General features: G+C 52.1%; 13 protein-coding genes. 3 read left to right on the top strand and 10 right to left on the bottom strand.

The window, feature by feature from the left end:
- Positions 1-224 precede the first annotated feature (224 nt).
- Positions 225-644 carry a Ros/MucR family transcriptional regulator gene (locus ABIE64_RS13785; RefSeq protein WP_007089527.1) on the top strand — a complete coding sequence of 140 codons (420 nt, stop codon included), beginning with the start codon at positions 225-227 and terminating at the stop codon, positions 642-644.
- Positions 645-770: 126 nt separating this feature from the next.
- Here ABIE64_RS13785 and ABIE64_RS13780 read toward each other — a convergent pair whose 3' ends face one another.
- The 10 genes from ABIE64_RS13780 to ABIE64_RS13735 form a co-directional block, all read right to left on the bottom strand.
- Entirely contained in the window at positions 771-1877 is a 1107-nt protein-coding gene (locus tag ABIE64_RS13780) for a branched-chain amino acid ABC transporter substrate-binding protein (RefSeq protein ID WP_007089526.1), read from the bottom strand.
- A gap of 209 nt (positions 1878-2086) precedes the next feature.
- Positions 2087-2440 (bottom strand): DUF6867 family protein, encoded by a 354-nt coding sequence (locus ABIE64_RS13775; RefSeq protein ID WP_007089525.1) that lies wholly within the window; start codon positions 2438-2440, stop codon positions 2087-2089.
- Between the two features lie 10 nt (positions 2441-2450).
- Entirely contained in the window at positions 2451-3161 is a 711-nt protein-coding gene (locus tag ABIE64_RS13770) for an ABC transporter ATP-binding protein (RefSeq protein WP_007089524.1), read from the bottom strand.
- A 23-nt stretch (positions 3162-3184) separates the two neighbouring features.
- Positions 3185-4036: an ABC transporter ATP-binding protein gene (locus ABIE64_RS13765; protein WP_007089523.1), complete on the bottom strand. Its 852-nt coding sequence runs from the start codon at positions 4034-4036 to the stop codon at positions 3185-3187.
- Positions 4033-5553, bottom strand: coding sequence for a high-affinity branched-chain amino acid ABC transporter permease LivM (livM, locus tag ABIE64_RS13760; RefSeq protein ID WP_114093402.1), 1521 nt, complete (start codon positions 5551-5553; stop codon positions 4033-4035). Before livM ends, ABIE64_RS13765 begins: the two co-directional genes overlap by 4 nt.
- The gene (locus ABIE64_RS13755) at positions 5553-6476 is read right to left on the bottom strand and encodes an ABC transporter permease subunit (protein ID WP_007089521.1); all 924 of its coding nucleotides are present in this window, start codon (positions 6474-6476) and stop codon (positions 5553-5555) included. Before ABIE64_RS13755 ends, livM begins: the two co-directional genes overlap by 1 nt.
- Before the next feature lie 353 nt (positions 6477-6829).
- Entirely contained in the window at positions 6830-7021 is a 192-nt protein-coding gene (locus ABIE64_RS13750; RefSeq protein WP_007089520.1) for a DUF6898 family protein, read from the bottom strand.
- A 139-nt stretch (positions 7022-7160) separates the two neighbouring features.
- Positions 7161-8051 (bottom strand): 3-hydroxyisobutyrate dehydrogenase, encoded by an 891-nt coding sequence (gene mmsB / locus ABIE64_RS13745; protein WP_354377719.1) that lies wholly within the window; start codon positions 8049-8051, stop codon positions 7161-7163.
- A gap of 65 nt (positions 8052-8116) precedes the next feature.
- A complete protein-coding gene (locus tag ABIE64_RS13740) occupies positions 8117-9217 on the bottom strand; it encodes an enoyl-CoA hydratase/isomerase family protein (protein ID WP_354377718.1) in 1101 nt (366 codons plus the stop codon).
- Positions 9218-9220: 3 nt separating this feature from the next.
- Positions 9221-10360 carry an isobutyryl-CoA dehydrogenase gene (locus tag ABIE64_RS13735; RefSeq protein WP_354377717.1) on the bottom strand — a complete coding sequence of 380 codons (1140 nt, stop codon included), beginning with the start codon at positions 10358-10360 and terminating at the stop codon, positions 9221-9223.
- Between the two features lie 224 nt (positions 10361-10584).
- On the opposite strand from ABIE64_RS13735, the gene ABIE64_RS13730 reads away from it, so the two are divergent.
- Together ABIE64_RS13730 and ABIE64_RS13725 are read left to right on the top strand one after the other, a co-directional pair.
- Positions 10585-11874: an O-acetylhomoserine aminocarboxypropyltransferase/cysteine synthase family protein gene (locus ABIE64_RS13730; RefSeq protein WP_354377716.1), complete on the top strand. Its 1290-nt coding sequence runs from the start codon at positions 10585-10587 to the stop codon at positions 11872-11874.
- A 120-nt stretch (positions 11875-11994) separates the two neighbouring features.
- On the top strand, positions 11995-12756 hold the full coding sequence (locus ABIE64_RS13725) for a DeoR/GlpR family DNA-binding transcription regulator (RefSeq protein ID WP_354377715.1): 762 nt from the start codon (positions 11995-11997) through the stop codon (positions 12754-12756).
- Position 12757 lies beyond the last annotated feature (1 nt).

Genomic DNA, 12757 nt, shown 5'->3' with positions numbered 1-12757 from the left:
GTCGAACAAAATTGACGAAACAAAAGGTGTGGAATCTTTATCAACTAAACCGCATTAGCAGTCATGCCTTTGCAGATTTTATTTGTTTCTCATCTCGCATGGGTTTTCCTTGTTTTGAAAATTTAAGTAGAATCGATATATTGAATAACAGTCTTGTTTGACTATATTCGTAAAATAATGCAAAAAGCATTGCCTATTCATAATAGCGAAGGAAATATTTTAAGATGACCGATGCTGAAAACAGCGTTCTGGACCGCGACGAACTGCTACAGATGACTGTTGATATCGTTTCTGCTTATGTCAGTAACAATGCAATTGCATCTGCACAGATTCCGGAATTGATTTCGACAATTTTCAATTCGCTTGACGTTCTGCGTGAAGACGAAACCATTGAAGAAGAAGAACCGCTGAAACCGGCTGTTCCGATCCGCAAATCAATTGGTGATGATTACATCATCTGCCTTGAAGACGGCAAGAAGCTCAAAATGCTCAAACGCCACCTTCGCACAACATACAATTTGACCCCGGAAGAATACCGGGCGAAATGGGGCCTGCCGTCAGATTACCCGATGGTCGCGCCGAACTATGCAAAACAGCGTTCGCAGTTTGCCAAGAAAATCGGCCTGGGTCGCAAGGCGAAGTAATCGCCTGCCCTTTGACCTAAAAGAAAAAGCGTTTTCAGCAATTTCTGAAGGCGCTTTTCTTTTATGTGGTCGGCAACAAAAAAGCCCGGCATTTCTGCCGGGCTTTCTGCTGATCAGAATATCTGATTAGTTTGCGTAATCGTAGCCGCCGTCTTTCCATTCATAGAAGACGTAACCCGGAGCTGCGACGTCACCCTTGGCATCGAACGCAATCGAACCAAGAACGGTGTCGAATGTATCACCGCTATGCAGTGCTTCGATGACAGCTTCAGAGTCGGTGGTACCGGCCTTTTCAACTGCCTGTGCCCAAGCCTGAACCGCACCATAGGTGTAAAGGGTGTAACCTTCCGGCTTGTAGCCCTGACCTTCGAAGTATTTTACGAGTTCAGCGTTGCGCGGGTCTTTTTCAAGCGCCGGACCGGCGGTGAAAAGTGTTCCTGCACCGGCATCACCCGTGATCGACCAGTATTCGAGTGAGTTGAGCGCATCACCAGAAATCGCAACGGTCTCAAGACCCTGGCTGCGCATCTGACGAACGATCAGGCCCAGCTCGGTGTGATAACCGCCATAATAAAGGACGTCAACGCCTTCGGATTTCAGTTTGGTTACCAGAGCCGAGTAATCTTTCTCGCCCGGGGTGATGGCTTCGTACATGACTTCTTCAACGCCAGCAGCGTTCAGGTTTTTCTTGGTCTCGTCTGCAAGACCTTTGGAATAAGCCTGTTTGTCATGAACAATGGCGATTTTCTTGTCGCCATAGTTTTCAGCAAGATACTTGCCGGCAACTTCGCCCTGCTGGTCATCACGACCGCAAACACGGAAAACGTTGTCCATGTCACGTTCGGTCAGCTGCGGGTTGGTCGAAGCCGGGGAAATCTGCACGATGCCCTCTTCGAAGTAAACTTCCGAAGCCGGGATCGAGGAACCCGAGCAGAAGTGACCAGCGACAAGAGCAACACCCTTGCTAACGAGCTGGTTTGCAACAGCAACAGCCTGTTTCGGATCGCAAGCATCATCACCGATTTCGAGAACGACTTTTTCGCCGTTAACGCCACCAGCAGCATTGAGGTCTGCAACCGCTTTCTGGGCGCCCTGGGTCATCTGTTCGCCAAAGGCGGCGTAAGGGCCGGTCATCGGACCGACGGTCGCGATAACGATGTCTGCTTTTGCTGCACCCATCGAGAGGACAAGCGCGGAAGCAGTTGCCAGAAGGCCGAGCTTGGTTTTCGACATAAGAGAAGTCTCCCTGTTCCAAAGGTTGGTTCCGTCACCATGACAGAACCATCTTTTTCGGACCCTAAACCGGCTCGCTTTTTTTTCGATTACCGGTTTTGGCTCCCTGTACTTTAACACCCCAGAATTGGTGTGCAATAGTACTAAACATTGCATTGCCAACAATTTAGCAATGTGGTGGTGACAGTTGCCCATCACCCCCGAAAAGATCAGACGTCCGCCCCGTCACGTGCGCGAAATCCGAAGGGTCCGACACGTTCATAAAGCCACGGATATTGCGACAGCATCTTGTTGACCCGCGTTACGCGGAAGGCGGCCGCCATAATCACAAACAGGATAACCGTATCGAAAATATATCCTGTAAGCGAAAGAAGCTCACCCTCGAACAGCGCAAACGTCATGAAACGGTCCGTCGCCCCCAGTAACAAGGCATACGGATAAAGCTGGTAGAACGGCCGCCATGTATTGGCGATCGCCTGCCCTGTCATAAATGCACAGAACCCCATCAGGATGACGGTAATTCCGATTGTGACACCAATGCTGGTACCTGTAATCGCTTCCATATCCGTCCTCCTAGTGGCCACCCTCGAGATAGGCGGCACGAACTTCCGGATTTGCCAGAAGTTCAGCCCCCGTACCCGAGAGAGTAATATTGCCATTGACCATCACATAACCGCGATGGGCAAGCTTGAGTGCGTGGAACGCGTTCTGCTCGACCAGGAAGACCGTGACCTTCTTCTCGCGGTTGATCTTCTTGATCGTCTCGAAAATCTGCTTGACGACAAGTGGCGCAATCCCGAGAGAAGGCTCATCAAGCAACAGCAAACGGGGACGCCCCATAAGGGCACGACCGATTGCCAGCATCTGCTGCTCGCCCCCGGACATTGTTCCCGCACGCTGGTTGATGCGTTCTTTCAGACGCGGGAACAGATCAAACACCATCTCAAGATCCTCTTCGAAATATTTCGGATCCTGGGTGCTTGCCCCCATCTGCAGGTTTTCATAGACAGACATGCGCGGGAAAATCCGACGCCCTTCAGGGGATTGCTGAATACCAAGACGACAAATCTCATGCGTTGGCATGCGACTGATATCCTGACCTTCAAACAAAATGCGCCCCTTTGACGCCTGCGGTGATCCGCAGCATGTCATCAGCAAGGTCGTCTTGCCGGCACCATTGGCCCCGATCAAGGTGACAATCTCGCCCTCGTTGACTTCCATATCAATGCCCTTGAGGGCTTCGATATTGCCATAGAAGGTGTGAACACCTTCAATCTTCAGCATGGACATATCGATCTGCTCCCTCGCTACGCATTCGGATCTAGATGAAGGTCGGCGGCGACTTCCGGCGGCAGTTCATCGTCTTCATCCTCACCGAGGTAAGCACGAATAACAGCCGGATCATTCTTGACGGCTTCCGGATTGCCATCAGCAATCTTCTTTCCGTAATCAAGGACGATCACATGATCGGAAATCTTCATGACGACGCTCATATCGTGTTCGATCAACAGAAGGCCGATTCCCTGATCATCGCGGATGCTCTGTAACAGAACGTTAAGCTCCGCGGACTCACGAGGGTTAAGGCCTGCTGCCGGCTCGTCAAGACACAGCAAGGAAGGATTGACGCACATTGCACGCGCAATCTCGAGGCGACGCTGGGAGCCATAAGGCAGGTTCCCGGCATTCCAGTCAGCCTGTTCATACAGGCCAACCTTGTTAAGCCAGAACTTGGCGGTTTCAAGCGCTTCTTTCTCGGCACTGGTATAGCGACCAAGATTGAAAAGCCCTGCCAGCGAAAAGGCGGATGCCTCCATAAGCTGGTTATGCTGGGCGACAACCAGGTTTTCCAGAACGGTCATGCCCGTGAACAGGCGGATATTCTGGAAAGTACGTGCCACACCGTTGTTGCGTGGAATACGGAAACCTTCCATACGCTCCAGCAAACGCGGTCCGTCATTGGCATAAAGCGTTAGACGTCCCTCGGTCGGCACATAGAACCCGGTAAGACAGTTGAAGACCGTGGTCTTCCCTGCCCCGTTCGGGCCGATAATTGCCGTGATCTCACGCTTTCTTGCGGTGAACGAAAGATTATCAATCGCGACCAGACCGCCAAAGCGCATGGTTAGATGTTCGACTTCAAGCTGTACGTTGTCGGTCATTTGACTTCTCCGGCAACTTTTTCTTTCTTGCTCATATTCAGCAGAATGGTCGGGTCACGGAAAGACAGAAGACCGCGCGGACGCCACAACATGATGGCAACCATACCAGCTCCGAAAATCAGCATGCGATATTCGGCCAGTTCGCGGAACATTTCCGGGAAACCGATCATGACAATCGCGGCAAGAACCACCCCGATCTGACTGCCCATACCACCCAGAACAACGATGGCCAGGATCACGGCAGATTCAAGGAAGGTAAAGCTTTCCGGGCTGATGAAGCCCTGACGTGTCGCAAAGAACGCGCCAGCAAAACCACCGAACATTGCACCAATCGCAAATGCCGAAAGTTTGGTATTCGTCGGGTTGATCCCCAGCGAGCGGCAGGCGATTTCGTCTTCACGCAACGCTTCCCATGCACGACCAATCGGCAGTTTGCGAAGGCGTACGGTAACAAATGCGGTTACCAGTGCCAGCACAAGGATCAGGTAATACAGGAAGATCAGGCGATGCATCGTCGAATAGTCCAGACCGAACAATTCATTGAATCCCATCACCCCTTCCGGCAAGCGTCGATCAAACTCGGCAAAGCCAAAGAAGCTGGGCCGGGCAATCGACGAAATACCGTCTGGTCCACGGGTCAGATCATACCAGTTGATCAGGACAACACGGATGATTTCACCGAAACCAAGCGTCACAATCGCCAGATAATCGCCACGCAGTCGCAATACCGGGAAACCAAGCACAATACCGAAACTTGCAGCAAAAATACCGGCCAGCGGCAGGCACAACCAGAAGCTCAGATCGAAATGCTGGGACAACAGTGCATAGGAATAGGCGCCGACCGCATAAAATGCGACGTAACCCAGATCAAGCAAACCGGCCAGACCGACCACGATATTCAGCCCCCAACCCAGCATGATGTAGATCATGACCAGGGTCGCGAGGTCGATAGCGGAGCGGTTTTCACCAAACAGAAACGGGAAGATAATGAAGAATACAATCCCCAATGCCCCGATCTTCTTGGTGTTGGTCCGATATGCCATCTGGATTTTTGACGAAAGCCTGGAGCCGCTTTCTTCCTCTTCGGCACCTGGCTTTTTCATGCTGAAATAGGCAATTGCAAAAACGATCGTGACGAACGCAACAGCCACAATCACGCTCGTTGCACTGCCAAACGCCATATCAAGGAAGACTGGCGAAGCCCAGCGATCATCCATGTCGCGGAAGCGGACGAACATCTCGAATACCGCCACTGCGGCGGCGGTAATCAGCAAAGCCTGTCCCACACGCGAAATGTGTTCGCGGCGAAGGATCAATGCCAATCGGCCAATGATTGTCGAGATGATGGCGGTAACCACCAGATCCCAACGAACAGCCAGTTCAAGCCCGGTCGGACGGTCAACCGTCTCGACACCAAGGATCATGACCGACATCAACAGTGCAATAACAGCAAAGAACGCGAGTTCCTTGACAATTTCCGCACCGGAAATCCGTGAAGAAGTGATAAGAGCGGACATCAGACTTTCTCGACCTCCGGCTTACCAAGCAGACCCCACGGACGGAAAATCAGCACGAGAACCAGAATACTGAACGTTGCGACGTCCTTGTATTCGATCGTGAGATAACCCGACCAGAATGCTTCGATCAGACCAATCAGAAGACCACCAAGCATTGCACCCGGAAGCGATCCGATGCCTCCCAGAACGGCAGCGGTGAACGCCTTAACACCGGCAAGGAAGCCGATATAGAAGTCGATCACACCGTAATACAGGGTCACCATCATCCCCGCGACTGCGGCAAGAGCTGCCCCCATGACAAAGGTCGTGGAGATGGTGCGGTCAACGTTAACGCCAAGCAGGCCAGCCATGGTACGGTCCTGCTCACAGGCGCGCTGAGCACGACCAAGCGACGTTTTCGCAATCAGTGTCGAAAACACAGCCATCAGAACAAACGTCAAAAGGATAATGACGATCTGCATGTAGCTGAGCTGAACATTGAAATTCGGGCTTTCCATCAGGATGATGCCGCCCTCGATCAATGGCTGCATCGGTTTCACGCGCGCACCCTGCGAAATCTGAACAAAGTTCTGCAGGAAGATCGACATGCCGATGGCCGAAATCAGCGCTGCGAGCCGGAATGACCCGCGCAGCGGCCTGTATGCAATCCGTTCAACGCCCCACCCGTAGATCGAAGTGAGCACCATTGACACAAACAGCATCAAAAGAAGTGTAAGCGGAAGGATACCGCTAATCCCTGCTGCCTGACAGATCAGGAAGGTGATCAGGGAATGAAACGCGCCCAGCATATAGATTTCGCCGTGCGCAAAGTTGATCATACCGATGATGCCGTAAACCATCGTGTAGCCGATGGCGATCAAACCGTAGATGGCTCCCAGCGTCAGACCGTTGATCAATTGTTGTAAAAAATAAGCCCAATCCATTGCACAACCTTAGATTTGGCACAGACAAACGAGGTCTTCGACCGACTGGCTGAAGGTGCAAAACAAGATACAGTTGTATTGATTGGATGAGACCAAGTCTCCCCATTGCCCCCTAGCAAACCTCCGAAGCCTCCGTCTTTTTGTTATCGGGTTTTCCCCGGTTCTAGCCTTTGGACACGACCATTCTTATTGTGGTTCTTTATCCAAAAGCGCGATTAGAGCACAAACCTTAGACACATGAGGTCGAAGGCTGCAAGCGGCTTTGATAAATTGGTCAAAAACACCAAATCGTATTTCATTCTTAGAATAAAACACCAACGCCACCGAATGCACCGGCCCTTATATTGTATATTTTATCCCTTATTAAGGACGTATTCAAGTTTTTGTACCGCGACGCGCTTTAGTTGCTCCGGATTCCTTGAAACCGGCCCTGCCACGGTCACCTCGATTCCCGTTTTGCCATCAATTGCCGTGCAGCGCAGATAGCTGCCAATCTGTCGCAATTCGAAATAAACCTCGCGCGGCGCATTGCTTCTGGTTGTCATTCATCAATCCGGAAAATTCTGTTCGGCACTTTGCCCGTTAGACAGCACAAATCTAACATTAATGCAGGCCACGGTATTCATAAAAAAACAGGCCCGGTATTTGCCGGGCCTGAATGATACACCTCATAATGCCGTAGCGTTACTTGTCGCCATCCAGCATTTTGACAATAGCCGAGAAATCCATCCCGCCATTTCCGCTATTTGAATAAAGCGCATACAGGCTTTCAGCCAATGCCCCCATTGGCGTTGTTGCCCCGGCGGATGCCGCCGCCTGTTGCGCCAGTTTCAAGTCTTTCAGCATCATGTCCACCGCAAATCCCGGTTGATAGTCACGATTTGCCGGAGACGTCGGAACCGGTCCCGGCACGGGACAATAACTTGTAAGCGACCAGCACTGGCCGGACGCCTTCGATGAAATATCAAACAGCTTCTGCGCATCCAGCCCCAAACGCTTTGCAAGCATGAAGGCCTCGGATACGGCAATCATACTGACGCCAAGCACCATATTGTTGCAAATCTTTGCCGCCTGCCCGGCCCCGCTTGTGCCTGCGTGAATGATATTGCTACCCATTCCCTCAAGAACCGGTTTCGCACGATCAAAATCACCATCATCGCCACCAACCATAAAGGTCAGTGTTCCGGCAGTAGCCCCCGCAACCCCGCCAGAGATCGGCGCGTCAACAGAGCCAAGACCTTTGGCCTTCGCCAGATCGGCAGCTTTGCGTGCGGCATCAACTTCGATGGTGGAGCTATCAATCAAAAGTGTGCCCGCCCTGGCATTGGCAATCACGCCGTCTGGTCCGTCATAAACCGACAGCACGTGCTTTCCAGCAGGAAGAACCGTGACAACGAACTCGACATCCTTTGCCGCATCGGCAACCGTCGATGCCTTGGTGGCACCCTCTGCAACCGCCTTGCTGACCGCGGCTTTGGACAAATCAAAGACCTTGAGTGCATGCCCAGCCTTAATCAGGTTGGCCGCCATCGGCCCGCCCATGTTACCCAGACCAATGAAACCGATTTTCGCCATTTGGAGTCTCCTCTGATCTCTCGATTACGAGATTATCTTTTGATTTGTTGATGTTACAGAACTGTTCAGAACTGCAGTTTTAGCTCTTTGTCTTCGGGTAAAAGGTCAAAATATGCGGCGACCTCGCGAGGATCGACTTGCCCGATATCTGCATGTTGCCATCTTGGACTGTGATCCTTGTCGACGATCACGGCACGAACCCCTTCAAACAAATCTGGTTTGCGAACGGTCCGTTGCGACAGACGGAACTCCATCATCAGGTCCTGCGCAAGTGTCATATCGCGCGCTTGACGGATTTGATCAAAGGCAACAGCAACTGCTATTGGTGATTTGGTGCGCAATATCTTGGCCGTTTCTCGGGCAAAGTCTGACGGAGATGTATCAAGTCGGGCAAAAACGTCGCTAACCGTCTCGCTGCCAAACAAGTCATCGACTTCACTCCGAACCGATCCAAGAATGCCGACACCATCATCAGAATGATGTTCATCCAGAATCCGTTGAACGGCCACGAAGCCATCGCCGCCTTCCGAAATCTTTGCCAGTTCACCTTTCAAGGACGCGATATTTTCACTTTGCGTTCGATGCGTAGCCAAACCCGCATAAATGCAATCTGCCGCTTTGATCCGCGCGCCCGTCAGGCCAAGATACATTCCGACCTCGCCGGGACAGCGCGAAAGGAAGTACCCGCCGCCAACATCGGGAAAGAACCCGATCCCAGTCTCAGGCATAGCAAACAGGGTGCGCTCGGTCACTACGCGGAAACGTCCGTGCACGGAAACGCCGACACCTCCCCCCATTGTAATGCCGTCCATCAAGGCAACATACGGCTTGGGATAATTTGCAATGTAATGGTTAAGGCGATATTCCCGCCGATAAAAGGCATCAAGAAGTTCTTCGTCGTCGCGCTGCCGCGCGTCATAAAGCCCCCGTATATCGCCCCCGGCACAGAATGCCTTTTCGCCAGCGCCCTCAATTAGAACGACAGCAACCGTCGGGTCCGTCTCCCACGCGCGAAGTTTGGCTGTAATCGCATCAACCATCGGCAGATCAAGAGCATTCAATGCCTTGGGCCGGTTTAACAAGATATGACCGATGGCCCCGTCCTTCGAGAAAACGACGGATGCTTCATTGTCATGCGGTGAACTGGTCACGTTCTCACTGCTCATAAATCAATCCTTTAGCGCGGCACGAGAGATGATCAGGCGCATGATTTCGTTGGTACCTTCTAGAATCTGGTGAACCCGAAGGTCGCGCAGAAGCCTTTCGACCGGATATTCGCGGATATAACCATATCCACCATGAAGCTGTAGCGCTTCATTACATACCCTGAACCCGATATCCGTGCCGAAACGTTTCGCCATTGCACAAAACTGTGTGGCGTCCGGTGTCTTGTGATCCAGTTTCCAGGCCGCTTTGTGCAGCATCAGCCGTGCCGCTTCGAGCTCTGTCACCATGTCGGCATATTTGAACTGCAATGCCTGAAACTGATCAAGGGTTTTGCCAAATTGCTTGCGAACCTTGATATGGTCGCGCGCATGCTCCATTGCGGCCCGCGCACCACCGATGGAGCATGCCGAGATATTAAGTCTGCCGCCATCAAGACCCATCATGGCAAACTTGAAACCTTCGCCCTCTTCTCCCAACCGGTTTTCCACCGGAATTTTGCAATTGCTGAAAATGACGGCTGATGTCGGCTGACTGTTCCATCCCATCTTTTCTTCCAGCTTGCCAAATGACAGGCCTTCGGCATCTTTTGGAACGATAAAGGTCGATATTCCCTTCGGGCTGTCATCGCCGGTTCTCGCCATGACAATGTAAACATCACTGCGCGATCCCCCGGAAATAAAAGCCTTTTCGCCATTAAGGATGTAATGCGCACCGTCGCGCACCGCACGCGTACGCAACGAACCTGCATCTGATCCCGCTCCCGGTTCCGTCAGGCAATAGCTGGCGAAATGTTCCATGTTAACGAGTTTTGGAAGATATTTTTGCCGCTGGTCTTCATTGCCGAAACGGTCAATCATCCAGCATGCCATATTGTGGATCGAGATATATGCCGCCGTTGACGGGCACGCGCTTGCCAGTTCTTCGAAAATCACCGCGGCATCCAAGCGACCAAGGCCCGATCCCCCGACATCTTCGCGTGTGTATATGGCGGCAAAGCCAAGTTCGGCCGCCTTGCGCAAAGTTTCTTCGGGAAAAATGTGTTTTGCATCCCACTCGCCCGCATGCGGTGCCATTTCGTTTTGTGCGAAATCGCGGGCTGCCTGTGCAAATGCCTGCTGGTCTTCAGACAGGTTGAATTCCATTGGATCGCCGCCTCTGAATGTTTTGGTATTTTCCCTTTACGTAAACGTGAATTCGGATCTTTGTCAATTCATTCGGTATAACAGTACCGAATTATGTGAATAATTTCGCCTCCGACAGTTTCAGGGGCGAATTTGCGAATTTTTGTTCCAATTTCTTGTCGGCTCGCAGCGAATATGCATTACTCCGGTGAAACCAATGCAACTTAAAAATCAGGGGAAACGACATGTCAGGTTCCACGAAACCGGAAACTATTGTTCTACACGCCGGATACCGCGCAGACCCGGCAACCGGATCGGTTGCCGTGCCGCTTTATCAGACAACGAGCTACCAGTTCCGCGATACCCAACACGCGGCCGATCTTTTCGCGCTGAAAGAACTAGGTAACATCTATACCCGCCTGATGAACCCGACCAACGATGTGCTGGAACAGCGAATTGCTGCACTTGAGGGTGGCGCAGCAGCCGTTGCCGTCGGCTCTGGTCAGGCTGCATCAACCTTTTCCGTTCTCAATATCGCCCAAGCGGGTGACAATATTGTAAGTTCCACAGACCTTTACGGCGGCACTTGGAACCTTTTTGCCAATACATTCAAACAGATGGGTATCGAAGTTCGCTTTGCCGATCCATCTGACCCGGAAAACTTCCGACGTCTGACGGATGACAAAACGCGCGCCTATTACGCCGAAACCCTGCCAAACCCTAAACTTCAGGTCTTTCCGATCAGGGAAGTCGCCAATATTGGTGACGAGCTTGGCATCCCACTGATTATGGACAACACCGCCGCACCGGTGCTGTGCCGCCCCATTGATCATGGCGCGACGATTGTCATGTATTCGACCACCAAGTTTATCGCTGGCCACGGTACGTCTGTTGGCGGGATTGTCGTCGATTCCGGCAAGTTTGACTGGGAAAAGCATGTCAAACGCTTCCCGTTACTGAACGAACCGGATCCCAGCTATCACGGTGCGGTCTGGACGCAGGCCGTCAAACCCATCGGCCCGGTTGCTTATGCGATCAAACTGCGCTGCACATTGCTGCGCGACGTTGGCGCGGCCGCCTCGCCTTTCAACTCGTTCCAGACCATTCAGGGCATGGAAACGCTGCCGCTGCGCATGGAACGCCATTGCGAAAACAGCGCCAAAGTTGCCGACTTCCTGTCGTCCCATCCCAAGGTTTCCAAGGTGATCTATCCGGGCAAACAGGATGGCGAAAGCCGCCGTCGTGCCGATACTTACCTTAAGGGCGGATATGGATCGCTGATGGGGTTTGAGCTTGCAGGTGGCAAAGAAGCCGGCGAGAAATTCATCAACAGCCTTGGCCTGTTTTATCATGTCGCCAATATCGGTGACACAAGATCACTCGCCATCCATCCGGCCACAACCACGCACAGCCAGCTTTCCGAACAGGATCGTATTTCATCTGGCGTGACGGACGGTTATGTCCGTCTGTCGATCGGCATCGAACATATCGATGATATCCTTGCCGATTTGAAACAGGCACTCGATAAAGCCTGATCCATCATATCGTTGAATATGAAACCGGCCCTGTTTTTACGGGGCCGGTTTTTTATTGACCATTTTTCCGATCAAAGGTAAACGCGCATTATCGGCAAAACATGCAAAACAGGCAATCAGATGTCGAGTGTCAATTCGCGCCAGCGTGAAATCGAAAAACTGCTTCACAGCCAGGGCACAGTTCATATTCATGACCTGTCTGCACTTTTTCATGCGTCCCTTGATACCATTCGACGCGACCTGCGTCAGATGGAGGATGCCGGGGTCCTGCGGCGTATTCATGGGGGTGCCACATTACCAAGCACTGCCCGCGAAGGATTCCATGACCGCGCACAGGATTTAAAGCCGGAACGATCCGAAATCGCCCGCAAGGTCGCCCATGACCTTGTTCCGGATCATGGTGTGATCTTTTTCGACAGTGGCACAACCATCTATGAAGTCGCCAGGAACCTGAAACCGACATTTTCCGGCACCGTGATCACGGTCAATCCCCTGATTGCCGTGGAACTGGCCAATCATCCGAATGCGAACATCATCATGATTGGCGGGATGGTTCTGAAACGTGATATGGCGATCTGCGGACCGACGGCCATTGATGAAATACGCAACTATAATGCCGATCTTGTGCTGCTGGGCACCTGCGCCCTTCATCCTGAACTGGGTTTGACCACCAGCACAGCCGAAGAACGCGCCACCAAGGCGGCCATGCTGGCGCAGTCTGCAGAAGCGATTGCCGTCACGACTGCCGACAAACTCGAAACCAGCTTGCCATTCAGGGTCTGTGACCTTGATGCGATTTCACATCTTGTAACCGGACGGAAGCTGTCGAGCGGTTATCTGAACAATTACACCGAACGCGGGATCAATGTGATCCTTGCCTGAC

This window comes from Thalassospira sp. MBR-102, assembly GCF_040549275.1.
Lineage (GTDB): Bacteria > Pseudomonadota > Alphaproteobacteria > Rhodospirillales > Thalassospiraceae > Thalassospira > Thalassospira xiamenensis.
Note: the sequence above shows the minus strand (reverse complement) of the source record. Positions and strands in the feature narration are given on the sequence as shown.